Source organism: Haloarcula rubripromontorii, assembly GCF_001280425.1.
GTDB classification, from domain to species: domain Archaea; phylum Halobacteriota; class Halobacteria; order Halobacteriales; family Haloarculaceae; genus Haloarcula; species Haloarcula rubripromontorii.
Genome location: NZ_LIUF01000006.1, coordinates 63,556 through 90,228 on the forward strand (window position 1 = coordinate 63,556; position 26,673 = coordinate 90,228).

At 64.9% G+C, this 26,673-nt stretch carries 23 protein-coding genes; 10 read left to right on the top strand and 13 right to left on the bottom strand.

The features are described 5' to 3' along the window. Nucleotides 1–29 precede the first annotated feature (29 nt). The 3 genes from AMS69_RS16715 (at nt 30) to AMS69_RS16725 (ending at nt 3,902) form a co-directional block, all read left to right on the top strand. The gene (locus tag AMS69_RS16715; protein ID WP_053969197.1) at nt 30–1,310 is read left to right on the top strand and encodes a Single-stranded DNA binding protein; all 1,281 of its coding nucleotides are present in this window, start codon (nt 30–32) and stop codon (nt 1,308–1,310) included. Then, nucleotides 1,307–3,067, top strand: coding sequence for a hypothetical protein (locus AMS69_RS16720; RefSeq protein ID WP_053969198.1), 1,761 nt, complete (start codon nt 1,307–1,309; stop codon nt 3,065–3,067). The genes AMS69_RS16715 and AMS69_RS16720 overlap by 4 nt, the downstream gene beginning before the upstream one ends. A gap of 85 nt (nt 3,068–3,152) precedes the next feature. Further along, a complete protein-coding gene (locus AMS69_RS16725; protein ID WP_053969199.1) occupies nt 3,153–3,902 on the top strand; it encodes a metallophosphoesterase in 750 nt (249 codons plus the stop codon). 17 nt (nt 3,903–3,919) lie between these two features. Here AMS69_RS16725 and AMS69_RS16730 read toward each other — a convergent pair whose 3' ends face one another. Further along, nucleotides 3,920–4,768 (bottom strand): class 1 fructose-bisphosphatase, encoded by an 849-nt coding sequence (locus AMS69_RS16730; protein WP_053969200.1) that lies wholly within the window; start codon nt 4,766–4,768, stop codon nt 3,920–3,922. A gap of 177 nt (nt 4,769–4,945) precedes the next feature. Between AMS69_RS16730 and AMS69_RS16735 the strand changes: the two genes are divergently transcribed. Beyond that, a complete protein-coding gene (locus AMS69_RS16735) occupies nt 4,946–7,780 on the top strand; it encodes a DEAD/DEAH box helicase (RefSeq protein ID WP_053969201.1) in 2,835 nt (944 codons plus the stop codon). Between the two features lie 21 nt (nt 7,781–7,801). Here the strand turns inward: AMS69_RS16735 and AMS69_RS16740 are convergent, their stop codons facing one another. Together AMS69_RS16740 and AMS69_RS16745 are read right to left on the bottom strand one after the other, a co-directional pair. Continuing rightward, nucleotides 7,802–8,539: a sporulation protein gene (locus AMS69_RS16740; protein ID WP_053969202.1), complete on the bottom strand. Its 738-nt coding sequence runs from the start codon at nt 8,537–8,539 to the stop codon at nt 7,802–7,804. 158 nt (nt 8,540–8,697) lie between these two features. Then, nucleotides 8,698–9,834: a PAS domain-containing response regulator gene (locus AMS69_RS16745; protein ID WP_053969203.1), complete on the bottom strand. Its 1,137-nt coding sequence runs from the start codon at nt 9,832–9,834 to the stop codon at nt 8,698–8,700. 200 nt (nt 9,835–10,034) lie between these two features. Here AMS69_RS16745 and AMS69_RS16750 point away from each other — a divergent pair, with 200 nt between their 5' ends. Together AMS69_RS16750 and AMS69_RS16755 are read left to right on the top strand one after the other, a co-directional pair. After that, nucleotides 10,035–10,643 carry a zinc ribbon domain-containing protein gene (locus tag AMS69_RS16750; RefSeq protein WP_053969204.1) on the top strand — a complete coding sequence of 203 codons (609 nt, stop codon included), beginning with the start codon at nt 10,035–10,037 and terminating at the stop codon, nt 10,641–10,643. Between the two features lie 35 nt (nt 10,644–10,678). Continuing rightward, on the top strand, nt 10,679–12,436 hold the full coding sequence (locus AMS69_RS16755; RefSeq protein WP_053969205.1) for a MutS-related protein: 1,758 nt from the start codon (nt 10,679–10,681) through the stop codon (nt 12,434–12,436). Between the two features lie 10 nt (nt 12,437–12,446). On the opposite strand, the gene AMS69_RS16760 is transcribed toward AMS69_RS16755, so the two are convergent. From AMS69_RS16760 to AMS69_RS20750, 6 genes are all read right to left on the bottom strand, one after another. Beyond that, a complete protein-coding gene (locus AMS69_RS16760; RefSeq protein WP_053969206.1) occupies nt 12,447–12,911 on the bottom strand; it encodes an SRPBCC family protein in 465 nt (154 codons plus the stop codon). 273 nt (nt 12,912–13,184) lie between these two features. After that, nucleotides 13,185–13,496, bottom strand: coding sequence for a hypothetical protein (locus AMS69_RS16765; RefSeq protein WP_053969207.1), 312 nt, complete (start codon nt 13,494–13,496; stop codon nt 13,185–13,187). A 355-nt stretch (nt 13,497–13,851) separates the two neighbouring features. Beyond that, nucleotides 13,852–14,022 (bottom strand): hypothetical protein, encoded by a 171-nt coding sequence (locus tag AMS69_RS20745; RefSeq protein ID WP_170083379.1) that lies wholly within the window; start codon nt 14,020–14,022, stop codon nt 13,852–13,854. A gap of 128 nt (nt 14,023–14,150) precedes the next feature. After that, nucleotides 14,151–16,532, bottom strand: a complete 2,382-nt coding sequence (locus tag AMS69_RS16770) for a heavy metal translocating P-type ATPase (RefSeq protein WP_053969306.1) — start codon at nt 16,530–16,532, stop codon at nt 14,151–14,153. After that, nucleotides 16,529–17,302 carry a sulfite exporter TauE/SafE family protein gene (locus AMS69_RS16775; protein WP_053969208.1) on the bottom strand — a complete coding sequence of 258 codons (774 nt, stop codon included), beginning with the start codon at nt 17,300–17,302 and terminating at the stop codon, nt 16,529–16,531. Before AMS69_RS16775 ends, AMS69_RS16770 begins: the two co-directional genes overlap by 4 nt. Nucleotide 17,303: 1 nt before the next feature. Beyond that, a complete protein-coding gene (locus AMS69_RS20750) occupies nt 17,304–17,480 on the bottom strand; it encodes a hypothetical protein (protein WP_023843297.1) in 177 nt (58 codons plus the stop codon). Between the two features lie 167 nt (nt 17,481–17,647). Here AMS69_RS20750 and AMS69_RS16780 point away from each other — a divergent pair, with 167 nt between their 5' ends. Genes AMS69_RS16780 through AMS69_RS16795 form a run of 4 tightly spaced genes read left to right on the top strand, consistent with a single transcriptional unit; the run spans nt 17,648 to nt 21,711 of the window. Next, the gene (locus AMS69_RS16780; RefSeq protein WP_053969209.1) at nt 17,648–18,877 is read left to right on the top strand and encodes a halocyanin domain-containing protein; all 1,230 of its coding nucleotides are present in this window, start codon (nt 17,648–17,650) and stop codon (nt 18,875–18,877) included. 4 nt (nt 18,878–18,881) lie between these two features. Next, entirely contained in the window at nt 18,882–19,451 is a 570-nt protein-coding gene (locus AMS69_RS16785; protein WP_053969210.1) for a cytochrome c oxidase subunit II, read from the top strand. Then, nucleotides 19,451–21,139 (top strand): b(o/a)3-type cytochrome-c oxidase subunit 1, encoded by a 1,689-nt coding sequence (locus AMS69_RS16790; RefSeq protein WP_053969211.1) that lies wholly within the window; start codon nt 19,451–19,453, stop codon nt 21,137–21,139. Before AMS69_RS16785 ends, AMS69_RS16790 begins: the two co-directional genes overlap by 1 nt. Nucleotides 21,140–21,162: 23 nt before the next feature. Next, on the top strand, nt 21,163–21,711 hold the full coding sequence (locus AMS69_RS16795) for a hypothetical protein (RefSeq protein ID WP_053969212.1): 549 nt from the start codon (nt 21,163–21,165) through the stop codon (nt 21,709–21,711). A 5-nt stretch (nt 21,712–21,716) separates the two neighbouring features. On the opposite strand, the gene AMS69_RS16800 is transcribed toward AMS69_RS16795, so the two are convergent. The 4 genes from AMS69_RS16800 to AMS69_RS16815 are packed head-to-tail and all read right to left on the bottom strand — an operon-like array spanning nt 21,717 to nt 26,648. Continuing rightward, a complete protein-coding gene (locus tag AMS69_RS16800) occupies nt 21,717–22,979 on the bottom strand; it encodes a hypothetical protein (RefSeq protein WP_053969213.1) in 1,263 nt (420 codons plus the stop codon). 40 nt (nt 22,980–23,019) lie between these two features. After that, a complete protein-coding gene (locus AMS69_RS16805) occupies nt 23,020–24,147 on the bottom strand; it encodes a double zinc ribbon domain-containing protein (protein ID WP_053969214.1) in 1,128 nt (375 codons plus the stop codon). Between the two features lie 60 nt (nt 24,148–24,207). Continuing rightward, on the bottom strand, nt 24,208–25,413 hold the full coding sequence (locus tag AMS69_RS16810; protein WP_053969215.1) for a PP2C family protein-serine/threonine phosphatase: 1,206 nt from the start codon (nt 25,411–25,413) through the stop codon (nt 24,208–24,210). Then, on the bottom strand, nt 25,410–26,648 hold the full coding sequence (locus tag AMS69_RS16815; RefSeq protein WP_053969216.1) for a serine/threonine protein kinase: 1,239 nt from the start codon (nt 26,646–26,648) through the stop codon (nt 25,410–25,412). Before AMS69_RS16815 ends, AMS69_RS16810 begins: the two co-directional genes overlap by 4 nt. Between the last annotated feature and the right edge of the window lie 25 nt (nt 26,649–26,673).

Genomic DNA, 26,673 nt, shown 5'->3' on the forward strand with positions numbered 1-26,673 from the left:
TTTGAGTGCGCCCACCGAACCGTCGGTCGATGTCTCTCGAAGACCATGCCGAGGAGCTCGCCTCCGACCTCGGTGTTGACAAAGAGGAGGTCACACGCGACCTAAAGAACCTCGTGAACTACTCCGTCCCCATGGACGAGGCCAAGCAGAGCCTCAGGCGGAAGTACGGCGACGGCAGCTCGGGCGGCGACGCCACGCCGTCGAGCAAGGCCATCAGCGAGGTCTCGACCGACGACTCGAACGTGACGGTCACCGCCGTGGTGCTCACGTCGGGTCGCCGGTCCATCCAGTACAACGGGGAACAGCACGTCATCCGCGAGGGCGAACTCGCCGACGAGACGGGGAAGATATCCTACACCGCGTGGGACGGTTTCTCCGGCGATCTCGAACCCGGCCAGACGGTCCGGCTCGGAAACGCTGGTGTCCGCGAGTGGGACGGCCAGCCGGAACTCAATCTGGGTGACAGCACCGACCCCGAGGTCGTCGACGAAACCCTCGACATCGACTACGATGTCGGCGGCCGCGCTGCGCTGCAGGACCTCGCACCGGGCGACCGCGGCATCAGTGCCGAGGTGCAAGTGCTGGAGTGCGAGCAGAAAGTTATCGACGGCCGCGACGGCGAGACGACGATTCTCAGCGGCGTCCTCGGCGACGAGAGCGGCCGGCTCCCGTTCACCGACTGGGAGCCCCACGACGAAATCGAAGAAGGGGCGTCCGTGCGCTTAGACGAGACGTTTGTCCGTGAGTTCCGCGGCGCGCCATCGGTGAACGTCTCCGAGTTCTCGACCGTGACCGCGCTGGACCGCACGGTCGAGGTGGCCGAAGACGCACCGCGGCTGTCCATCCGCGAGGCCGTCGAGAGCGGCGGCCTGTTCGACGTGGAACTGGCTGGCAACGTCATCGAGGTCCGGGACGGCTCTGGCCTCATCGAGCGGTGCCCGGAGTGTGGCCGTGTCATCCAGAACGGCCAGTGTCGCTCCCACGGCGCGGTCGAGGGCGAGGACGACCTGCGGACGAAGGCGATTCTCGACGACGGGACCGCCACCGTCACCGCGGTGCTTGACGCCGAACTGACCGCCAGAGTCTACGGCGGTGACCTCGACGACGCCCGCGAGCACGCCCGCGACGCCATGGACAAGGAAGTCGTCGCCGACCGCATCAGCGATCGCATCGTCGGCCGCGAGTTCGTCGTCCGCGGGTCGCTGTCGGTCGACGAGTACGGCGCGAACCTCACCGCCTCGACATTTACCGAGGCAGACGACGACCCGGCAGCGCGTGCGCAGACCCTTCTACAGGAGGCAGACACATGAGCGAATCCGGAGACGGCGGCCCCGGCCGCCGTGAAGTCGCCCACCGGCTGTTCGCCGCGGAGTTCGACGACGCCGACTTCTCGTACTCTGAGTCCGACGAGGAGCGGGCCCCGAACTACGTCGTCACGCCGACCGGCGCGCGTGTCAACCGCCTGTTCCTCGTCGGTGTCCTCACCGAACTCGAACAGGTCAACGACGACGTGCTTCGGGCCCGCGTGGTCGACCCGACCGGCCCGTTTGTCATCTATGCTGGCCAGTATCAGCCCGACGAACTGGCCTTCCTCGAAGCCGCCGACCCGCCGATGTTTGTCGCCGTCACGGGCAAGGCCCGCACCTTCCAGCCCGACGACAGCGACCGGGTGTTCACCTCGGTCCGGCCCGAGAGCATCAGCGAGGTCGACGCGGACACCCGGGACCGCTGGGTCGTGCAGGCCGCCGAGCAGACCGTCTCGCGCATCGGACAGTTGGCCAGTGCGAAGCAGGCCGGTCTGGCCGGCGACGACCTCCGCCTCGCGCTGCTCGACCGGGGTGTCGGCGAGAGCGCTGCGGCCGGCATCACGCTCGCGCTGGACCACTACGGCACCACCGGCGACTACCTCGATGCACTTCGAACGACAGCGCTTGACGCCGCTCGCGTCGTCGCTGGCGACACGGACGAAGCGGAGGGGCTGTCGCTGTCACCGGGGGACGGGACCGACGACCCGATTCCGCTGCTTGCCTCCCTCGACCTCGATACTGCCCTTTCGACGCCGGAGACGACCGACGAAGACATCAGCGCGTCAGCCGAATCAGGGTCGCCATCGGAGGGAGCGACCGACGACGGAGACGTGACCGAGCCGAGCGCACAGACGGCCGCAACGCCAGATAGCGAACCGGCGACGGCCGACGTGGCCGACGCGGCCGAGACAGGTGCGCCCGCAGACGCCGCCGACGCCGAGCCGGCCCCAGAGTCAGCCGGTGCGCCGGCCGGCGACGAATCGCCCGAGCCGGACGCTGACGCGGCCACCAGCAACGCTCCCGCCGAGACCCCCGAAACCGCAACCGACGCAGCGGCGGACGAGACCACCGCAGACGACTCCGCAAGCGAGGACGCCTCGACGCCCGCATCGAGTGAGTCCGTGGACGAGGCGACGACGTCGGGCGAGCCATCGACCGACGCGACGCCGGGGGACGTGCCTGACGCGTCGTCGGAACCCGACGATGACCTCGGCGACTTCGATACCGAGTTCGAACTGGATGCAGACGAGCGCGAAGAGATAGAACAGGAGTACGGTACGGACTTCCAGAGCGGGACCGAGGTCGACGAGCCCGGCGCGGCCGACATCGAGACACCGGATCCCGAGGAACTGGCCGACGCGGCCGAGACAGGTGCGCCCGCCGACGCCGCCGACGCCGAGCCGGCCCCAGAGTCGGCCGGTGCGCCGGCCGGCGACGAATCGCCCGAGCCGGACGCCGACGCGGCCACCAGCGACGCCCCCGCCGAGACGCCCGAAACCGCGACCGATGCGTCGGCGGACGAGACTACCGCCGGCGAGGCCGCGAGCGAGGACGCCGCCGAGGATGTGGACCTCGAAGACGCCGCTATGGAAGTCATGGACGAACTCGACGACGGCAGCGGGGCCGACCGCGAGGAACTCCGGTCGACGGTCGCGGGCCGGTACGGCGCGGACGCCGACGCCGTCGAAGACGCCATCCAGGACGCCCTGATGGGCGGTCGCTGCTACGAGCCTGAGGACGGGAAGCTCAAGCCAATATAACCGAAGGACGGCTCATGGCCGGTTCCGGGAGCGCTCTGGAACCGAGCCGCGGTGCTTTTCTCGCCCGACGGCTAACACAGGAGCGATGCGCGTCGAACCGCTCCCCGGCGTTCCAGCGGCCACCGTCGATACTGACGGCGAGCGGTTGCTGGCGGTGGCCGACTACCACGCCGGCATCGAAGCGGGCCTCAGATACGAGGGCGTCGAACTCCAGTCGGCCGCCGCGGCCCGTCGGGAGCGGTTGCTGGTGTGTCTGGACCGCGCCCGTGCTGACCGCCTCGTAGTCGTCGGCGATCTGGGCCACGCTATCGGCGATCCGTTCGATGACGAACGGGGGGAGCTTGAAACGCTGTTCGGTGCCCTCGACATACCTGTAACGCTGGTGAAAGGGAATCACGACGGCGGGCTGGAGTCCGTCCTGACCGACTTCGACGCCGATATCGAAGTGACGCCGGGACATGGCACGCGTATTGGTTCGGTCGGGTTCGCCCACGGCCACACCTGGCCTGCGCCGGATGTACTCGAATCCAACGTCGTCTGTGTCGGCCACGAACACCCGGTCGTCCGACTTGAGGACAGCGTCGGCGGCACACAGAAGGAGCGCGCCTGGCTCCGCGGCTCGCTGGTGGCCGACCCCTTTGCCGAGCAGTTCGGCCAGCCGCTCGATGACGCTCCTGATATTGTGGTCTTCCCAGCGTTTAACGACCGCTCCGGCGGGACATGGGTCAACGTCGACGGGCAGGAGTTCCTCGCTCCGTTCCTGCCCGAGGGGCTGGCGGACGCCGAAGCGTTCCTCCTCGATGGCACGCGGTTAGGGGCCTACCAGCAGGTCTGAGCCGACTGTCTGTCAACCTATTCTTCCGAAAGCCCCGCTTCGAGTTCGTCGACAAGTTCGGTGTTGCCGAGGAACGTCGGCGTCCGGTCGTGGATACCATCCGGTTCGACAGCGAGTAACGACTGCGAGCCATCGCTGGAAGCGCCACCGGCCGCCTCGACGAGGTATGCGAGTGGGGCCGATTCGAAGTGGACCCGGAGTTTCCCGTTCGGATACCCCGTCGTCGCCGGATAGCCGAACAGCCCGCCGTACTCGAGGACCTGCGCCAGATCGGCGACAGTCGCCCCACCGTAGCGGAGCTTCAGGTCCCGCTCGAAGGACTGCGCGATGGCGTTGAACTCGTCGGTTCGCTCGCCGGTCTTACCCGCGAGACCGACAACTGTCGCCTCCGCCGGCAGTTCGAACTGTCCCCAGCGCTCGCTGTGCCCGTCCCGGAGGAGGTGCTCCTGAACGACATCGCGGTCGGACCGGGCGATAGTTAGCGTCGTGTACGGGCCGTACAGCACCATCAGCGACGCGACCATTTCCCGACCTGCCGCGGGGAGTTCGGCGTCGTAGACCCCGATTATTGTCCCCACGGAGTTGTTCGAGGCGAGGTTCGAGGAGCCATCGAGCGGGTCGATAGCGATACTGTAGCCATCGCCGCAGTCGACCACGTCGCTGCGCTCCTCGCTCGCGTACGCACCGATGCCGTCGATGTACGCGAGCGCGTCGAAAAACAGGTCGTCGGCCCACACGTCGCCACCGACCTGTTGTTCCCCGCTCGGGTTCTCGCCGGCGGCTCTGTTGGCGTAGTTCGCCAGATTCCCACTGACGTAATGTGCCGTATCCTTCACCGCTCGTTCGATTTCATCGAGCGTGTTCACGGGCCATCACCGGTCGCAGTTGCACAGGTGTCAGTCATGGTTTCACATGTCTCTGTGCAACGACATAAGGCTGTACCCGCCACGCCCCTGCAACGCCCGCAATGCCCTGGTTACCGACGGGGGACGAGAGAATGTGACACAACGTGTTTAACCCGGTGTAGTCGCTAGAGAGGGGCGATGACTGACGGGGTCGCTCGCGGCGATGACGCCTTTACTGCACTCGGTCCGGCCGTCCGCAGTGCGCTCTCAGAGCGCGGCTTCACGACGCCGACTGACCCACAGCGAAAGGCGATTCCGACCCTGGCTGACGGGCGGGACGCGCTGGTGGTCGCACCGACCGGTACCGGTAAAACAGAGACGGCGATGTTGCCGGTCTTCGACGCATTAGCACAGTCCGAGGACCGTTTTGGCATCGGCGCGCTGTATATCACGCCGCTTCGGGCGCTCAACCGCGACATGCGCCAGCGCCTCGACTGGTGGGGCGAAACGCTCGGCCTCGAAGTGGACGTTCGCCATGGCGACACGACGGACTACCAGCGCCAGAAGCAGGCCGACGACCCGCCGGACGTGCTCGTAACCACGCCCGAGACGCTTCAGGCGATGCTTACCGGGTCGAAGCTCCGGACGGCGCTCGAAGACGTGGAACATATCGTTATCGACGAGGTGCACGAACTCGCCGCGGCCAAGCGAGGTGCGCAGTTGACCATCGGACTCGAACGGCTCCGAGAACTGTCCGGGCAGTTCCAGCGCATCGGACTCTCGGCGACTGTCGGCGACCCACACGAGGTCGGCCGGTTTCTCACTGGCGGCCGGACGTGTGCCATCGTGGAAGTGGACATCGGCAGTCGACTGGACATCGAGGTGGTCCGGCCCCAGATTACCGACCGTGACGAAGAGCTGTCGAGTACACTCGTCACCGACGCCGGGACGGCCAGCCACGTTCGGTATATCGCGGATCTCATCGGCGAGCACGAGTCTGTCCTGCTATTTGTCAATACCCGGCAGACAGCGGAGGCACTGGGCTCGCGGTTCAAGGAACTGGGAACCGACCTCGGCGTCCATCACGGCTCGCTGTCGAAAGAAGCGCGAATCGACGTGGAGGACCGGTTCAAAGCCGGCGACCTCGACGCCCTGCTGTGTACCTCTTCGATGGAATTGGGTATCGACGTGGGCCACGTCGACCACGTCGTCCAGTACGGCAGCCCCCGGCAAGTGTCCCGCCTCGTCCAGCGGGTCGGCCGCGCCGGCCACCGGCGCGATCTCGTCTCCTCGGGGACGGTTGTCACCACCGACACCGACGACACGCTGGAGGCGCTGGCGATTGCGAGACAGGCCGAAGCTGGCGACGTCGAACCGGCCGAAATCCACGACGGCAGCCTCGATACCGTTGCCAACCAGATCGCCGGGCTGGTGATGGACACCGGCGAAATCCGGGCGATGCGGGCCTTCGAGATACTGACCCGCGCGTACCCGTTTCGTGATCTCGGCGAGACCCAGTTCAAGCAGGTCGTCGAAGAACTCGCGGCGAACAACGTCATCTGGCTGGACGAGGACCGGGACACTCTGGAGAAGCGGCGCGGGACCTGGCAGTACTTCTATCAGAACCTCTCGATGATCCCCGACGAGGCCACCTACGACGTGGAGGACGTGGCCTCGGGCCAGCAGGTCGGAACCCTCGATGAGAAGTTCGTCGTCAACTTCGCCACGCCGGGCGAGGTGTTCGTCCAGCGCGGGGAGATGTGGCGCATCACGAACATCGACGAGGAGGAAGAGGTCGTGACCGTCTCGCCCATCGAGGACCCCGCCGGCGAGGTCCCCTCGTGGGTCGGCCAGGAGATTCCGGTTCCAAGAGCTGTCGCCGCAGAGGTCGGTGAACTCCGCCGCGTGGCTGGTCGACAGCTACAGGACGGAGCCGAGACTGACGCCGTCGCCAGAGACGTAGCGACTCGCTACGCCGCCGGCCCCGAGACTGTCGCCGACGGCCTCTCGCAGGTCGAGAACCACGAGGGGCCGATCCCCGACGACACGACTATTCTGGTTGAGTTCCACGGCCGAGAGGTCATCATCAACGCCTGCTACGGCCACAAAATAAACGAGACGCTGGGCCGGGTACTCTCTGCGCTGCTCGGCCAGCGAGCGGGCGAATCAGTCGCGATGGAGGTCGACCCCTACCGGATCACGCTCGAAGTCCCGCGGCGCATCACCGCCGGCGACGTCATCGAGGTCATCGAGGATACTGACCCCGACCACCTGCCCGCTCTCGTCGAACTGAGCCTCAAGAACGCCGACGCGCTGAAGTTCAAACTGGCGCAGGTGGCGACGAAGTTCGGCTCACTCAAGCGCTGGCGGGGCCGCGGGTCGACGGATTTCGGCCGCGACCGTCTGCTCGCTGCGCTGGAGGACACGCCGATGTACGACGAAGCCCTCCGAGAGGTACGCCACGAGGACCTCGCCATCGGGGCGACGGCTGACCTCCTCCGGGACATCCAGCGCGGTGACGTAGCCCTCGAAACGGTGGGCGAGCAAACGCCAATCGGGACCGGCGGGAGCGCCTCCGGGCGAGAACTCCTCTCGCCGGAGAACGCCGACGCGAGCGTCATCAAGACGGTCAAGGAACGAATCCAGAGTGACCGTGTCATCCTCATGTGTTTACACTGCAAGGAGTGGGACCGAAAACAGCAGGTCAAGCGTGTGCGCGACCAGCCGTCGTGTCCACACTGTGGCTCGACCCGCATCGCCGCGCTGAATCCCTGGGCCGACGAAGTCGTTTCGGCCGTCCGGACCGATGACAAGGACGACGAGCAGGAGAAGATGACCGAACGAGCCTATCGCTCGGCCTCGCTGGTCCAGAGTCACGGGAAGCGAGCGGTGGTCGCGCTGGCGGCCCGCGGCGTCGGTCCGCACAACGCCGCCCGCATCATCAACCGTCTGCGGGAGGACGAAGACGAGTTCTATCGGGACATCCTCCGACAGGAGCGGGAGTACGCCCGCACCCAGTCATTCTGGGGTTGACGGCCAGCGGACGCCGGCAGTTTAGCTCAATTCCCGGATCGCTTCCGCGAGTCGCGGCTCGATAGCAGCAGGATCAGGCGCTTCTATCGTGAGTTTCGTGTGTCGCTCGTCGGCGTCGGTCATCTCCGAGAGCAGTCCGGCGCTGCGGTCGACCTCCAGATACACCGTGAGATGGCTGTCGTCGAACACTGGAACGACTTCCACCTCGTCGACCTGGTCCGCGAACTCGCCGCGCTGTGGCCGAAACTCGAACTCCTGAACGAAGTTCGTCGAGGCGGTAAACAGACTCCCGGCTGTGGCCTCGCAGGCAGAGGCATAGAGCGAGAAGCCAAGCGAATCGAGCGCGTCGAACACTACCTGCGTGCGCTGTGTCGGTTCGACCTCGATGTAGTCCTCGTCACCGGGGTCGACCGCCATCGAGATGTCGAGGCCAGTCTCGATTTCAACGGCCGTCGAGCGTGTGGTCACTGGTGTCTCCCGGGGAACATCGATAGTAGTCTCGAAACGGCGTTCCTCGCCCGCTTCGATGGTGAACGGCTCGGTGAGTTGCCACTGGTCGATGATGGCGTCCTTGTACCCCTCGTCGGACCTGTACTCAGTTTCCAGCGCGAAGTAGATCGCGTCGATATCCTGGTCCGTCGATCCGCCCTCAACGTGAACTTCGGCACGGACGGCCTCACCGGCTCTGACAGAATCTGTCGGCAACACCGTGTCCACCGTAGCAGACCCGATGCCGATTCTGGAAAGCACGTCTTTCATTGGTAGTGTGCAATTCAGCCGTCATGTGATATAAAGTTCAGGGCGATACGGAGCGAAGAAATTGTCTGTCGACGGATACAGACATTTCTGCGCGTGGCGGCCCGTCAGCACACAGGGTCGTCGATACCGACCGGTATCTGCGACAGTTGTCCAATCGATCAGCTATCAGGGGCATCCTGACCGAGTATGACCAGCCCTGCTATGTTGTTATCCAGGTCAGTCAGGGAGTGAGCGCGGAACTCGTATGGCTGTCGCTGACCGCTGTCGAGTCGGAGGCTGGCCGTGACAGTCGTTCGGCCAGTACGGAGTGCGTCGTCAACCGCGTCAGTAATCATCTCCCGCTCGTTGTCAGGAAACAAGTCAGTGATCGGCGTTCCGACGGCTGTTTGTTCAGTGTGGCCAGTAGCCTCGAGTGCGCGGCGGTTACAGTGCTTGAGGCTGCCATGAGTATCGGTAACGAACAGTGGCTCATCGAGCGTATCAAGCGCTTGCTGAATGACGGCCCGTTCTTCGCGTAACTTCTGCTCACGGGCGTGCCGTTCGGTGATGTCGGTAAACGCGACGACGAGTTGCTCAACCTCACCGTCTCTGATGATCGGCGTGGTGTTGACTTCGTGAACGACCTCGCCGACCGGATGGGTAAGGGTCACCGTATATGAAATCGTCTCTCGCATGTCGACGCATGTCCGATACGCGCCGACGACCGCTCTGGCATTCTCGTCTCCAAGTGCCTCCTGCGGGGTCTTACCGATAAGTTCCGACTCTGAAAGTCCGGTGAACTCCTGAACCCGTGAGTTACACCGACGGAAGCGAAACCCGTCTTGCTCGACATCAACAAGCAGGAGTCCGTTCCGAGCGTTCTCGAAAACAGCGGCGTACTCCTCTTTCGTCTCGCGTAGCTGTTTTTCTGAGTGATAGCGAGTGACAGCGTTGTTGATACGGTTGGCCAGTAGTTCGTACTGATCGGTTCCGGATTGTTTCTGCAGGTAGTCAGTTGCGCCGGCAGAGATCGCATCGCTTGCGATCTCTTCGCTGCCTCGGCCAGTAAACAGGATGAACGGGAGCTTGGAGTGTTCCGCCCGGACGGCCTCTAAAAACTCAAGTCCGTCAATACCGGGCATCTCAAAGTCGGAAACGATGCAGTCAGGGGAGAAATCGTCGAGTAGCTGTAGGCCCTCTGTCGCGCTTGCGGCAGTCTCCACGTTGAACCGACTGTCCTTGCGTTCGAGGAGGTCGGCGGTCAGACTGGCAAGCCCCTTGTCGTCATCAACGTGTAGAATGTCAACGCCCCCCATATTCTCTGCTTGGACTGTACGGGATTATTTCTTTCTATCAGCTAGGTCACACTCACAATCCGGAAACCGCCGCAAAGACAGCGCACTCTGTTGCACTGGTCGTGCTATGTTGTGGCTGAGTATCATTGCATCTACTGACCAAAGCCAGTGTGTTTGACACTATCCGGGTCACTCAAACCGCTCGGGGCACAAAGGGGAGCATGACCGAGTGGCGTGACGCGTCGGCTCCCGCCTGTCCGGAGTGTGGTGAGTCGCTGGAACCCACAGCGATGGCCTGCCAACACTGTGACGCGTCGCTGCTCACCGACGAACAGGCCGAAATGCTCGACGAGCGTCTGACCGAGACGCTGGAGGCGATGGACTCCGGTGCGCCGACGTGGGCAGTCACGCTCACTGGCCTCTCGCTTGGAATCGCCATTGCGCCGCTCGTGCTGTACGCCGTCGTCATTCTCGTCGGCACTCTCTCGCTTCCCGTGGCCCTCGGCGTCCTGCTGGCCGGCTGGCTCTGCCCGGCCGCGTATCTCTCTCGGCTCCGCAACCCCAGCGAGGTGCTGGCCCGCGGACTGTACCTCGTCGTCGCCGGTGTAGGCGTCGTCGTACTCGTAGTGGGATATGAAGTCTTCCTGTCAGATGGCCCATCAGTCGTCTCCGAGCAGACTGCGCTCGTGTCGCTCGGTCTGGCGATTCCGGCGGCACTGGGCGCACTCATCGCGCGTCGCGCCGCCCGCCGGGCAGACCGGCAGGCCCGTGGCGAGCCGGGACCGCTGCACGAGCGGTTCGGCCCCGACGACGACGAGCCGGAGAACTGAAAACGCCTAAGCGGGCCGCCCGTGTCCACCCGTGCATGCGACTGGAGGAGTACTGGGGCATCGGCCCGAAGACGTCCGAACTGCTCACCGAGGAGCTGGGCGTCGAGCGGGCCATCGAGGCCATCGAGTCGGCGGACACACGAGCGCTAACCACGGCCGGCCTCTCCCGGGGGCGCGCGACGCGCATCCTCCGGCGGGCGACCGGGGCCGAATCGATGGACTTGCTCGCCACCAGAGACACCCGCGACGTGTACAAAGAACTGCTCGACCTCGCCGAAGAGTACGCGGTCACGGCGGATGCGGCCGACAGCATCCGGGTGCTGACGCCGCTACCGACCCGCGAGGCGATGGACGAGCGGCTGGACGACGTACTCGAAGCGCGGGACACGTGGGCTGGCCTCGCCGACGAGGACCAGCGGGCCGTCCTCGACGCCTTTGCTGCCTTCGACGCGGACGGAGGGGAACTGGCCGCGGTCGACGTGGCGCTTGCCCTCCGGGACACCGGCATCGAGAACGGAGTGTTCGAGCCGCTAGCGGCCATCGACGGCGAGTCCCTGTCGGCGGGCCGGGCAGCACTCGCCGGCCTCGCGGGCGACAGCGAGTCCGTCGGCGAAGGGGCCGACGAGGAACTCGACCGCCTGCGCGACCAGCTGGGGCAAATCGAAGACCTCGCGGCCGCCTCGATGGAGGTCGTCGAGGCCGTACAGGAGGGCGCGCGGCGGCCCGACGAGTTCCAGGACGCGCTCGTCCGCCACGTCACGACCGAGACAGGTATCGACGCCGCCAGAGTCCGAGACGCGATGCCACGAGAGGCGACCGACGCGCGTGACTTCGTCGACGTGGCGCTCAGGGAGCTTCGGACCACGCTGCGAAGCGACGTGCAAGACCGTGAGCAGGCGGTCGCCGACCGGCTGGAAGACGACCTCTCCGACGCCCGCGAGGACATCGACGCCGCGGTCGAGGCGGTGGACGACATCGCCTTCTCCGTCTCGCTCGCCCGCTTTGCCATCGCGTTCGACCTGACACGGCCCAGCTTCGTCGAGGACCGCAAGACTATCGCAGTCAAGCGCGCTCGGAACCTCAGTATCGCCGACGCCGAGAGCGTCCAGCCGGTTACCTACGCTATCGGCGACCACGCGCTGGAGCTGGACCGGGCGAACCAGCCGCCCAGCGGCGACCGCGTGGCCGTCCTGACTGGCGCGAACTCCGGCGGGAAGACGACCCTGCTGGAGACGCTGTGTCAGGTGCAACTGCTGGCCCAGATGGGGCTGCCGGTCCCCGCCGAGGCCGCCGAGGTGGGCGTCGTCGATACCGTCGTGTTCCACCGCCGGCACGCCTCGTTCAACGCCGGCGTCCTCGAATCGACGCTGCGCTCGGTCGTGCCGCCGCTGACCGAGAGCGACCGGACGCTGATGCTCGTCGACGAGTTCGAGGCCATCACCGAACCCGGCTCCGCCGCCGACCTGCTGCACGGGCTGGTGACCCTGACCGTCGACCGCGACGCCCTCGGCGTGTTCGTCACCCATCTCGCGGAGGACCTCGAACCCCTGCCCACCGAGGCCCGCGTCGACGGCATCTTCGCTGAGGGGTTGAATCAAGAGCTTGAACTCCAAGTGGACTATCAGCCCCGCTTTGGCACTGTCGGGAAGTCCACCCCGGAGTTCATCGTCTCCCGACTGGTTGCGAACTCGAACGACCCTGTCGAGCGAAACGGGTTCGAGACACTCGCCACAGCCGTCGGCGAAGAGGCGGTTCAGCGGACGCTTTCCGACGCGCTCTGGACCGACGAGTAGCGCAGCGCGGTTACGACAGCGACCTGGCGACGACTTGCTCCTCCCCTTCGACTGCTTCGGCGACGGTAGCCAGAAGCTGCCGAACCTCTCGGCGATTGTACCACCTGATGATCGGTGCGAGGAGAGTCTCTGGGAGTGGTCCCGGAACCTCGTAGTCGGCCGCGTAGGTGAGGCGCGTGCCGCCGTCCTCGGGTTCGAACCGCCAGGCGATGCGCCCCGTCAGGTCACCACGCATCTCGTAGACGATTCGCTCCGGCGGTTCGTACATCGACGCTCGAACTTCGCCGGTAAACGTGAGTCCGAACATCGTGTACTCGTAGGCAGCGCGGTTCCCACCGTTTGGCAGGCGCTCGATGCGGTCGGCACGCGTCAGGCTCGGCGTGACGGTCGCCTGATTCGACGGCTCGTCCATGAACACGAACACCGTCTCGACTGGCGCATCGAGCCAGCGGTCGTCGGAGGTGTGGACCGTCATATGTGGCAGTTCGCGCTCCAGTATCTTACAGGCTCGGCCACACAGACCAGCAGACCAGTCCGGGATCAGAATACTTCGACCGGTCCCGGCGGCTACAGCCGGCGAGTGCGGCGTGACTGTACTCGGCTCTTCGAGTCGCGTCGCCGCCTACCGATGACAGCGGCGAGGTATCGTCGGTCCATAGATCTGGACTTCCCGGCAGGAGTCGAACCTGCGCCGGGCGAAGGCCCGGATCCGTCTGGAACGTTCGGGAAGGCAGTGACGAGGCGGTGCTTACGCGTCACCGGTCACGTCGACGCGGTTGACCGCCATCACGCCGAACCCCTCTTGGAGGAGTTCAGTGCGGCCATCGACAGTGTTCTGTTCGTCGTTGACCCGCAGTGTCAGCGACACGTCGGCGTCGACCCGGATGTCGGTCCAGGTGGGCCGCACGCTGGTCACGCGGTCGACGGCCACGTCTTCGACGCCGTCGACGGCCGCGAGGACGTCGGCGACACCGGCTTCGAGGGTCTCGGACCCGCCACGCGGAACGCGCAGTGATACGTCGGCCGATACCTCGGTCGGGGGGGTCGCCTGCAGCGACATAACGCCGACGGCCGGAGTCGAACCGGGCCGAGAGGGCACTCACCAATCGAGTCGCGTCGGTCGGGGGCTGCGCGGGTGGCGGGCGCGTGCGTCCGGCTTGGAGCGGCCGGTGACGGATTCCCACACCGGGGCGGTGGGGAACCCGAGGGCTGGACAGCGAGATAGCTACACGATGCAGTGCAGGCTCAGGGCCGAGTGGGGACATACCGGCAGACCACACTGACCGGCGCAGGCCTCTCAGACGGAGCAGTCGAGCGGTGGGTGGAGTCCTGCTGCTCGACAGTGAGCCAAATCGAATCGCCGCCGCAGTGCGGCGTCCGTGAGTGGGACGCCGGTCCCACGGGGGCGAACTAGTCTATGGTGCCACGGGCGGAATTTTCACCGAGCGGGTGTCCGCGGCGGCCCGTTCCCCGATAAGGGATGCATACTCGACCGTAGCGTCGAGGCTACGTTCGATGGCCGACCGCCCGCTGTATAGCCAGCGAGCGAACGACGTTGGTGCGGGAACGGGAATTGCGTAGGTCATGGGTCACCACGTCGGTGAAAGCGACGTACATACGACCAGAACCGGTGATATATTAAATCTGTTTCAGACATGATAGCAGATAACAACCTTCAGCGGTTACTGCTACGGCTGCAACCGACAGCACGATGTCAGTCGGCCGCTGCTGGCTGTTTCGGTGCGGCCGGTTCGTCAGGATTCGGCTCGCCGTGTGAAGCCGTGCCCGCCAGCGTCCGCGTGGAGTTCCCCACGACGAGCAGACTGCTCGCCGTCATTGCCAGGGCCGCAAACAGTGGGTTCAGGACGCCGAGCAGCGCGAGTGGGAGGGCAACGGCGTTGTAACAGAACGCCCACGCGAGGTTCTGACGGACCCGCGTACGGGTCGCGGCCGTCACCGCGAAGACGTCAGGGACGGCCCGCAGGTCGTCCGTCGTCACGACTGCATCAGCCGCGTCGGCAGCCAGCGACGTGCCCGACGCCATGGCGATGCCAACGTCAGCAGTTGCGAGTGCCGGGGCATCGTTGCTCCCGTCACCGACCATCGCGACGGTCCCGCGGGACTGCAGTCGCTCGACGACCTCGGCTTTCGCCTCGGGCGGAACGCCAGCGAACACCTCGTCGACGCCGTCGTGGCGCTCGAACGGGGTGGCGGCTTCGGGCCGGTCGCCGGTGATGACGACGACATCGCGGTCACGAGAAAGCGTCGAGACGACTGACTCCCAGTGCGAGCGGAGCCTGTCGCCCGCAACGAGCACGTCCCGTGCTTCATCCTCCCAGCCAACGAGCGCCGGGACGCGCCCGTTCGCGGTCGCACGCTCACACCGGGCCCGGAGGTCGGCGGGCACGTCGAACCCGAGGTCGTCGAACAGCGCTTGTGTCCCGACAACGACGTGGTCCCCATCGACCGTCGCGCTGACGCCCTGACCCGGATGTTGCTCGAACGCCGAGACGGCCGCGTCCGGGATCCGAACAGCGTCCGTCACCGCCTCGGCGATGGGGTGGTCCGCGAACTGCTCGACTGCGGCCGCCCGGGTCATCGCGTCCTCGTCAGCCCGCTCCAGCAGTTCCATCTCGCCGGTGGTCAGTGTGCCCGTTTTGTCGAAGGCCACCACGTCCGCGTCGGTCGCCGTCTCGAATACCGCGTCACCGGTGACGACGGTCCCGCCGTCGAGTGCCCGACGGATGCCGGCCGCGGTCGCAAGCGGCGTCGCCAGCCCGAGCGCGCAGGGACAGGAGACCACGAGTACCGCCAGCCCGGTCAGCATCGCGTCCGTGGGTGTCGCTCCAGTGGCGAGGTGCCCGCCGGTGGCGAGGACAGCCAGGACGACAACAAGTGGGACGAAGACGGCGGCAATGCGGTCGACCAGTCGCTGGACGCCGCCGCGCGTACTCTGGACCTCCCACAGCAGGTTCGTGAGCCGGTCGACCGTGCTCTCGGCGTCAGGCCCGACACGGGCGACAATACCGCCCTGTGTCACGAGCGACCCACCGATAACCTCGTCGCCGTCCGTCTTCCTGACGGCCAGCGACTCGCCGGTGACGAGCGATTCGTCGACGGCCGCGGTCCCCTCGACGACGGTCCCGTCGACAGGGATTCGCTCGCCGGAGCGGACGACGACAGCATCGCCGGCCGACAGCGCCGCTACGTCGACCTCCTCGTGGCCTCCGTCGATGCGTCGCCGGGCGCTATCGGCCCGCTGTGTCGTGAACTCCGTGAGGCGGTCCAGCGCGCGCCGCCGGACCCGATCCTGATAGTAGTCGCCGACTGAGACGGCCATGACGATGACCGTCGCCACGTCGAAGTACACCTCCGTCCGACCGAGGATGACGGCGACGACACTGTACAGGAAAGCAGTCACGGCGGCCATCGCCACCAGCAAGTCCATGTTCGGACGGCCGGCACGGAGGCTGACGTACGCGCCGCGGAGCAACGGCCACCCGGTGTACCCGACCACAACACCGGTCATCACGGCCATGTTCCACAGCAGGTAAGCCCCCGCCTGCCCCGACGGGTCGAACAGTAACAGGGACTGGTCCACGCCGAGATACGCCGGGTAGAGAAAGAGGATGTACCACAGCATGGTCATCATCCCGAAGAAGCCACCAACGATGAGCCGCCCCTCAAGTTCGTACTCGTCGTCGGTCTCCGTGGCCTGCAGGCTTGCGTCGTAGCCGGTGCCGGCCACCGCGTCCGCGAGGTCCGACTCCGAGAGCGCGTCGGTGTCGTAGGTGAGTTTCATCGTCCCCGTCGGATAGCTGGCGGCCGCGGCGGCGATGCCATCGTGGTCTGTGGCCCGCGCTTCGAGGAACGTCTCGCAGGTCGCACAGTGCATCCCGTCGACCGAGAGGAACGTGGTCTCGCCGTCGGCGTCGTCCGGATCGGGGCCAGTGTCGGCAGCATCGCGGGTCTCCGTAGCCGGGTCGTCGAGCGTCCGCGCGACCTCCAGACAGCCGCGACAGCAGAACGTCCCCTCCACGGCGTCGTCGCTGACGGGCGCGTCAACCGGTAGGTCACAGAGCGTGCAGGTGGTCACATCCATGGCATCGGCAGGGGTGGTTTCGGGATGGCGATACCGAACGCCGCCAGCCCGTTCGACAGCGGGACGAGCGCGAGCGCGATGAAAACGACACCGAGCGCCCGATGCAACGTCGCGCGATGGCCCGGCGACAGTGTTCCGAAGGCGGTCCCGTAGGCGAACACCAGCGGAAACGTCCCGAGGCCGAGCGCGGCAAGCGAGAGGCCGCCGGTGAACGCGGAGCCAGTCGCGAACGCGTACAGGAACGCCGGGTACAGCAGCGGACAGGGGAGCAGGCCGTGCATCGCACCCAGCGCGACCATCCCCGGGCCGTCGACCCACCGGTCGACCCGCTCGACGAGCGACGCGGAGAGCCGCTGGAACAGGTCTCCGACCAGCGGCAGCGACCGGGCCACGTCGACGGCGCGGCCGCGGGAGAGATACCCCAGTCCAACGGTAATGATAGCGAGGCCGACGAAAATCCCGACGGTTCCACGGACGGCGGTTCCGAGGCGTGCCAGGCCGGCCACGTCGTACAGTACACTCCCAGCAGCGCCGAGTACCGTCCCGACGAGCGCGTAGCTCACCGTCCGTCCGGCGTTGAACAGCGCGTGTTGGCGTATCTCGTGGCCTGACACCGGTCCGCCGTCGTCGAGTCTGTCGGCGTAAGTAGTGACTAACGGCCCGCACATCCCGAGGCAGTGGACACTCCCGACGAGTCCCAGCCCGACGAACGCCGCGAGACCGGCCGTCTCACCGGAACTCAGCCCCGCCGTCCCAAACTGCATATCAGACGGTACTCGACTCTGTTGGTTGTGTCATCCAGAACAGACTGCCGGCGATGATGACGACGCTGACCAGCGAGAGCGCGACAATGGAGCGGCCGGTTCCCTGCATGTAGTACGCGACCGGCGCGAGCCCGAGCAGCGCCAGCAACGTTACGAGCCGAGGGCTTGACGCAGACATATCTGGCCGTACGTTAGAGGGATTATAAAAAGAAGCGGGTCGTTCCTGCCTGCTGAAAACACCATCAGGGGTTTTTTTAGGTAATCTGCTATTCTCCCAGATATGGTACGGCACGAAGCTAGAGGCAGTCAGCTGCCAGATTCGCACGACGCGGTGGGGGTGCGACAATGGCGCTGAGTCGGCGACAGTTCGTCGGTGCCGCAGCCGGGACAGCGGCGCTGGCCGCGACCGGCACGGCGACGGCACAGGAGGAACCGGACTACGGCGGCTGGTTCGATGACGTTTCGAACTACGACGGGACCGTCGACAAGCGGGGCCAGGACACCGTTACGATCACCGTCGGCGCGCAGGGCAACAACGGCGCGTTCGCCTTCGACCCGCCCGCGGTGATGGTAAACCCTGGCACAGAGGTTGTCTGGGAATGGAACGGCGAAGGCGGCGGCCACAACGTCGTTTCGGACGGCGACGGACCGCTTGACTCAGGCAGCCCGGTCAGCGAGGCCGGAACGACCTACAGCCACACCTTCGAGTCAGAGGGGATGTTCAAGTACGTCTGTACACCCCACAAAACGCTCGGGATGAAAGGCGCAGTCGTCGTTCGACCCGGCGGCTCCGGTGGCAGTGGCTCCGGCGGCCAACAGCAGCAAGGCCCGCCGGCGAACCCGGACTACGGCGGCTGGTTCGATGACGTTTCGAACTACGACGGCACTACCGTCGACAGAACCGGCGCCGACAGCGTCGAGATATCGGTCGGCGCGCAGGGCAACAACGGCGCGTTCGCCTTCGACCCGCCCGCGGTTCGGGTGACGCCTGGGACAGAAGTGACGTGGAAGTGGACCGGTGAAGGTGGCGGCCACAACGTCGTCTCGGACGGCGATGGCCCCCTCGACTCCGGTGACCCAGTCAGCGAATCGGGGACCACCTACAGCCATACCTTCGAAGAGATGGGCGTATACAAGTACGTCTGTACGCCTCACGCGTCACTCGGCATGAAGGGCGCTGTCGTTGTCGGTGGCCCGCTCGATGGCAGCGGTGGCGGCAGTGGCGGCGGAAGCGGACAGGAGGGTAGCGGTATCGAACTCTCCGGCCCGCAGTGGCTCCTCTCAGGCTCGGTCCTGCTTGCGTTCTTCTCGCCGCTGTTGTTCGCAGTCGCGATGCGACGCCGACAGAACGGGCGGCCGCCACAGACGGGTGACAGTGGCGAGCTGCGTCGGGCGACCGGTCCGGAGCCGGTTGAAGAGGCTGCCGAAACTGAACCGGCCGTCGAGCTGGGCCACGACGAGTACGACCCGAAGGGAACGGCGGCGCTGGTCGCCTTCTACTTCGTGTTGATTGCCCTGCTGTGGGTGTTCATGTACTTCGTCGAGTTCCTCGGCCGCGTCTCCATAATCGGGTGATACCATGCAGGTTCATAGATTCGAAAAAGTCTGGCTCGGTGCAGCGATACTGCTCATCGTCGGATTTATCGCCACCATCGCGTACGGTTCGGTCGGCGTTGGCGTCGGGATGGTCGACGATTCGGGCGGACAGATCAGCGCGCAAGCGGTACAGAACGGGAACACTGGCACCCATTTCGATGATCCCGGTGTCGTCAAAGAGGACGGGCAGTACGTCGTGTACGTCGTCGCCCGGCAGTTCCAGTTCGTTCCGGGGAGCGGGGACAATCCGGTCCAGGTCCCCGCAGGTGCCAACGTAACGTTCAGAGTAACCAGTGCAGACGTGGTGCACGGCTTCTCTGTGGTCGAAACCAACATCAACACGATGGTGATCCCGGGTCAGGTTTCCGAAGTCTCGGCCCGGTTCAACGAACCCGGTACCTACGGGCTCATCTGCCACGAGTACTGCGGGGCGGCCCATCACACGATGGGTGGTTCCGTCGAAGTCGTCCCGCCGGAGGAGTACGATATGCAACAGGAGAACATCGAGCAGTCCGCAGATGATGCACAGGCGAAGGAGGAGGCGGATCAGTAATGGTGTTCGTCGACTCCTATCCGAAAACGTCGAAACTCGTCCGGAGCGAGTTTATTGTAGCATTCGTCGCGCTTGGAATCGGCGCGCTGTTTGGCATCATCCAGTCGCTTCACCGCACTGGCGTGTTCCGCGGGTTCGTCAGTTCGGCGGACTACTACACGATTCTGACGGGCCACGGCGTCCTGCTGGCGCTCGTGTTCACTACGTTCTTCATTGCGGGGCTGTTCACGTGGGCTGTCGCTAACAGCCTCGAACGCGAGTTACCACACCGCATCGCCTGGTCGGCCTTCTGGGTTATGCTCACGGGGACAGTGCTCGCGGCCGTGTCCATCATCGGCGGTATCGTCGGCGCGCCGTCGGTTCTGGGTCACGACCTCGAAGCCGACGTGCTGTTTACCTTCTACGCCCCGATGAAGGCACACCCGGCGTTCTACATCGGTGCCGCGCTCATCATCGTCGGTTCGTGGATCGCCGGCCTCGCGTATTTCAAGGCGCTGTGGGAGTGGCGCTCTGAGAACCCAGATGAGCGCATCCCGCTGCAGACGTTCATGGTCCTGACGACGATGCTGATGTGGTACGTCTCCACCATCGGCGTCGCCGTCGAGGTAGTCGCCTTCCTCATTCCGTGGTCGCTCGGACTCATCCAGAACGTCGACCCGCTGCTGACGCGGACGCTGTTCTGGTACTTCGGTCACCCGGTCGTGTACTTCTGGCTCATGCCGGCGTACCTCGTCTGGTACACTATCCTGCCGAAACTGGCCGGCGGGCGACTGTTCAGTGACCCGCTGGCTCGCGTGGTCTTCGTCGCCTTCCTGCTGCTGTCGACCCCGGTCGGCTTCCACCACCAGTACACCGACCCCGGCATCCCGTCGGGCTACAAGTTCATCGCGATGACGAACACGATGTTCTTGCTGTTGCCCTCGCTGTTGACCGCGTTCACCGTGGTCGCCTCAGTTGAACACGGCGCTCGCCAGCGGGGTGCAAAGGGCTACCTCTCCTGGCTTCGGGATCTGCCGTGGGGTAAGCCGGCCTTCGCCGGCTGTATGCTCGCCGGGCTGATGTTCGCCGCCGGTGGCTTCTCCGGCATGATCAACGCCGGGATGAACATCAACTACCTCATCCACAACACCATCTGGGTGCCCGGCCACTTCCATCTCACCGTCGGGACTGCGTTCGCACTGACGGCGATGGCTATCAGTTACTGGCTGGTCCCACAGATCACCGGGAAAAAACTCCGACAGCGGAGCCTCGCTTCAGTGCAGCCGTACGTCTGGTTCGTGGGCATGGCAATAATGTCGAACGCCATGCACCGGGCCGGCCTCGCCGGCATCCCGCGACGGACTGCCGAACCGACGTACGACGAGTTCGCGTTCGAGGGCGTCGCCGGAACGGTCGGCGAGATGCGCCTTCAGATCGCTATCGGCGGCTTCCTGCTGTTCGTCGGCGCGGCGATGTTCCTCATCGTCATGGCCGACACCCTGCTCGCTCGCCGTGGCGGGACGCTGTCGGTCAACGGCAATATCCCGGAACCGCTGTCCGGCGCCGATCACAGCCCGCGTATCCTCGACAACTACAAGCTCTGGACGGCGATTGCACTGCTGCTCATCGTCATCGCCTACGGGCCGCCGCTCGCCAGCATGGTTGCTGACGGACTGTTCGCGCCCGGTAGTCCGCCGATCCCAGTCTAACACCACTTCACTACTCTCTCATCATGTTCGAAGACGTCGACGGTCCGGAGCAGAAAACGCTGCTACGACTCCTCATTATCGTCGGAATCGGCCTCCCGATTCTCATCGAAGTCGTTACCTTCGGGAGTATGATGGGGCATCACTTGCTTGGAGACAGCGGGGCTGAGGCGGTCCCTGAAACACCGACGGCGGCGGAGACCGGTGCCGGCGTCGGTGACCCGATTCTGGAATCTGCGGACATCTCGGCCCGGATCGATGCGGCGTCTGTCGTCACCGCTGACGAGGGGTGGCGGTTCACGCTTACGATCAACGTGACGAACACCGGGTCAGACCCCGCAGCGGTTCGTCTCGACAGCGTTACCACCCGCGGCGGGGAGACAGTTGCGGATACCGCGAGCACTGGACAGCTATCAGTGGGCAACACTGACGACCTAACGCAGTCGTGGCTCCTCCCGCCCGGCGAGCGCCCGGACAGCGTCTCTATAACGGTGTTCGTGTATCCGGACGGGGAATCAGTACAGTCGACGCAATACACCGTTGCGCTCGGTGACATTCCCGTTTCGAACCGCTGACCGCCTCACCCGTCGGCGGGGTCATCACAGGACGGGCAGGTGTCGGCGTCGGACGGGAGCGACTCGCCGCATTCGCTACAGTACGATTGTCCGGCGTCGCGGCCGCCCGGCGTGAAGACGGACGTATCATCCATCCACGCTTCGTCGGTTGTCGAGGGAGTCTCATCCGGTCCGCCCGTTTCCAAGTCCGTGTCTCTACCACTGTGGTCAACAGGGCCCGCCGGGTCCGTGTCGTCATCTGACGACTGCGCGTTGTTCTGTGCTGATTCGTGAGCGGCCGGTTCCGCCGCCGGAACCTCGTCGGGTGAAAACACTCGTGTCCCGGTGTGCCCCGGAGACTCCACGTCACTGCCAGCATCTCCGGTGTCGGTTTCCCCACCAGTCTGGTCCCGGGACTTCGGTGCAGCGTCGGCAGCCTGTTCGGCGGCTGGACTCTCCTCGCCGTTTTGCACCGTCCCGACCGGTGGCATAACTGGGAACCGCTGGTCAGGACGGCGTTGCGGGTTCGAAAGCGGGGCGCGGATTCTGACAGCGGCCCCGGCGAGCAACTGGAAGAGGAGGTACGCACTCACCAGTACACCGGGGACAGCAATGAAGAGGGATGTGGCCTGTGCTGGCTGGACGCCCATCAGTTGGATCGCTGTCTCACCCACGGGACTGACCCCGGCCTGAGTCAGCCACGGTGACAGCGCCGGCGGGACGCCGGGTGCGATGACCGTCTGGACCAGCCACCCAGTGCTGAGCGAGACTGCGCTTACAAACACCAGCAGCGACAGGAACGGGGGGACCGAAAGTGTGTACACACGGTGACCGTAAGCGACGGTCCGGACGACCAGATGCACTGTTCCGAACAGTGCAACCACCGTGAGCGGCCCTCGCTGACCGAGAGTGAGAGTTACCAGCAGGCAGCCAATGAGCACACTGCCGGGAATAGCGAGCAACACACTCGGATGGTCCAGCCGATACGCGTCGGCAAGGTTACCGTGTCTGTTCCGAAGTCGTCGGTTGATGAGGACGACGGTCGCCAGTGACGGACCGCCGAGCCAGAGACCGGCGGCAAGCACGGTTCGTAACGAGACGGTTCGGCCAGCAAATGTCGTGAGAACAGTTCGTTCGAGCCCCGGGAACTGCGCCAACAGCAGCCCCGTCGCGAGTACCCAGCCACCGTAGACGAGCCATGCCACGGCCACGCCGACAAATAGCCAGGTTTCAACTCGCAGTAGTGCGGCGGACTCACGGACTTCCAACCACAGTCGACCACGCTCCATCAGCCTGATGTTTCCCGACCGACCGCTTAATTGTGGGTGGTCACGCCGCCCGAATTGTCATCGTGACGACGCCCGATAGTTCAAGTTCGTCGCCCGGTTGGATTGGTTCCCGGTCGCCCTTCTGCAGTTGGGTCTCGTTCAGTCGCGTCGGGTTGTCCCCGAGGTCAACGACATAGTATCCTTCGGGCTGGCGGTCGAACCGGACGTGTTCGCGGTGGATCCGAACCGCTTCGTCTTCCGGTCGCCCGGCGTCCAGTAGCGCCGCCCGGATCTCCCGGCCGATGCGGTCCCCGTCTTCGACGGTGATGTCTCGACCTTCGACCGAGAGGACGAGTTTGTCCGGGACTGTCGCGTCGTCGGTGGACTGTGAGGCGAGTGTGTCGACGGCGTTGCCCGTGGCTGCTGTCTCACGCGCTGTCTCGTCGGGAGTCGACGACCCGGCTGCCGAATCAGCCGTCGATGTGTCACGCTCGCCGCGATGCGCATCGAGGTCCTCTCCACAGTTGACACAGAAACTGGCGTCGTCGTCAACAGCGGTGTCACAGGACGGGCACGCGTCAAGCGACCCGTCGTCTCCCGGTGTGATGTCCTGTACATCGGCACCACAGGCGGCACAGAAATTCGCATCGGCGTCAAGCTCGCGGTCACAGTCCGGACAGCTAATGGTCGCCGCATCGTCATCTGCCTCCGGGGTTCCGTCGAATGTCTCGCCGTCCTCGTCGGGCTCACTACCGTGCTGTTTCGAGGTGCCGTCGGTCTCGTCAGGGTCCCCCGAACCGTTCGGCCTGGTTCCGTTTTCGGTCTCGGTGTCGGCGTCAGTTTCCTGCTCCGTCGCTGTCTCTGTCATTCCCGCCGTCTCGTCGCCGGCCTCGGCTGCCCCAGTGTCCGAAGCCTCGTCGTCGCTTTCGTCGTCGGCGTGGCCGTCTGGAGTGTCGTGTTCGTCGGTGACCCCTATCGGCCGACCGTCTGCCGGATCCGCCTCGTCCGTGCCTTCCGGTATCAGGTCAGCGTCGTCCGGCACCCCATCATCGGTGTCAAAATCGGCGGCGCTTTCGTCAGTGTGTTGCCACTCACCACAGTCCGGGTTTGTGCACCATCCGCCCGCGACTGTCGGATCAAAATCCTCGTCGCATATGGGGCATTTTACCGTACGGTCGGATTCAGGCATGGATTTCGTTAGGTCCTACAGAGTCGAGAAATAAAATACTTGTCCCACGAAACTTTCTCTCTATTCGTCTGTCATAATCACTGTGTCGCGTTCGGAGATATCGAGGTCTGGATCGATATCTCGAACTGGCATACCGCCGCTTTCCGGCGTTTTCGGAAGCGCGCTGTCAGCAAACAGGAGTACGGAGATGTTGTCCTTCCCGCCACGGTCGTTTGCCAGTGACACGAACTCCTGACTCGCCGCGGCGAGGGACGCCGCGTCGAGGACAACGTCACGAATCTCGTCGTCGGTGACGGCTGCTTCGCGGATACGCTCGGCCACCGACTCGGCGTGGTCCGAATCGACATACTCCTCGTACAGTTCCGGCGCGTCGGTCTGTGCGTCGATGAGTCCGTCGCTGGTCGCCAGCACCGTGTCTTCCGCGTACAGCCTGACCGTTCGCGTGTCCACCCCGACAGTCGCATCGTCGGGGTCCTCGTAGCCCGACCCGCCCAGCGCGCGCGTGATCTCATTGCCGTTCGGGTGGACGTGTGCCTCAACGGGGTCAATTTCGTCGTTGTCGACCCACTCCTGAACAACGGCGTGGTCTCTGGTCAGTGGCGAGATCGTCTCACGGGCACTATTGACGACGTAGGCCCGACTATCACCGACCCAGCCGTAGTGGAGCTTTCCGTCGGCATAGATCCCCGCGACGACCGTCGTGTAGGACTGGGTCCCAGTTTCGTTTGCGTACCGGATGATCTCGCGATGCGCCGCCGTAATCGCCTCTGCAACGGCAGTTTCGAGGTCCCGCTCACCGGGCGGGTCCGGAAGGACATCACGGGCCACGTCCACATCGAAGCCTCCGGGATAGCTCCGGGCCGCCCGGATCGCCACGGGAGCAAGCTGTTCAGCCACGATGGTGGTCGTGATGTACGACGCGATATCCCCGGCGTCGTGTCCGCCGGCCCCGTCGGCGACCACGAACACGCCGGCCGAGCGGTTCATCGGTTTCCCCTCGCTATCGGTGTCAGACGTATCTGCGTCGGCAGTGTCAGCTGTGTCCGTCTCGGCAGCGATATCCGCCGCCGCCTCGGTATCGGCTGCCGCGTCTGTCGCCTCCGCTGTCTCGTCGTCATCCGCTGTGGCCGGCTTCTGTTGCGGTCTGTCTTGCCCGCGGTAGCCGTCCCGGTGGCCCTCCTCGAACACTGCCAGAGAAACGCTGTCCTCGTTGATGCCCTGTCCTCGCTTCCTGTCGCCGATGTCGTAGTTCGTGCTGTATCTCATGACTCCTCCGGATGGAACTCGAACGTAACCCCGTAGGTCGGATGGACCAGCGACACCAGATCGCCGTCGGTGAGTGTCACCGATTCGGGGGGCACGTCGCCGTGTCTGTCGGTCGGGTCCTCGCCTTCGGAGCGTAGACGGTTGCGTCCGGGTTCGGAGAGGACCCGCTGCCAGCCGGCGCCTTTCTGGACGAACGTCCCGTTGAGGCTCCGGTCGTGGAGGGCCCACTCGCCGTCCTCGATATCGAACTGTACCTGCACCGAGGAGATGTACTCTCCCTGCGGGTCTTCGATTGTTATCGATGCCGGGGGACCGCTCGCGCCCTGTCGCCCGATAGTGTCGCCCGGTTCGACGGTGAACTGCCTGTCCGCCTGGATGTACGTCACCGACGCCGTCGCGGGCGGCGTCGGATCGCGCCGTTCGAGGACTTCTTTGAGAACCGTCGCGTTCCGGTATCGGTCGCGGTAATGTGACTGCGTGGCCCGTTCGACGATTTCAGCCAGATACTCGTCGCAGTCGGCCCCGAACGCCTGCGGGTTCACGCCGTCTTTCTTCGGGACGCTCCCTTTCAGGAGGAACAAGAGGATCTTCCCGATTGAATACACGTCCGACCAGGGACCCTGCCGAACGTCGGTTCGGCTGGCCTCGGCGACTTCGCGGGGCTTGAACGGCCCCAGAATTGTCGTCCCGGTGTTCCCGGAGGACGGGTCCTCTGTAGCATCGAAGCCCGTCGCCGTGTTGAAATCGATCAGCGTGGGCGTGATATCGGGCGTAAGCATCACGTTCTCCGGTTTCAGGTCCCGGTAGACGATCTCGTTCTCGTGAAGAAAGCCCATCGCGTCACAGAGGTCGATGCCGATCTGGCGGACCTGCTCGCTATCGTCGATCGGGCCGTGCTGGTCGATGACCTCGTCGAGTTCGATCCCGTCGACGATTAGCTGGACGACCAGGAACGGAACGTCACGCTCCGTGACCTGGTCGTAGTAGTCCATCACATTCTCGTGACCGCCGGCCCGGCGGATGCGTTCCAGCGAGCCGACCTCCTTTTTGAAGTATTCCTCGATGATGTCGGGGTCGTTCTGGGATTCGGTGTAGTTGGGGTACTTTACGGCGACCGACTCGCCGCTGTCGATGTCTTTAGCGCGGAACGCCTTTGCGAACCCTCCCTTGCCGAGGAACTCCGCAAGTTTGTACTGACCGGCGATGACATCACCGCTCTCAGGTTCCCAGTTCATGAATCACCTGTTTCTCCGGCCAGTA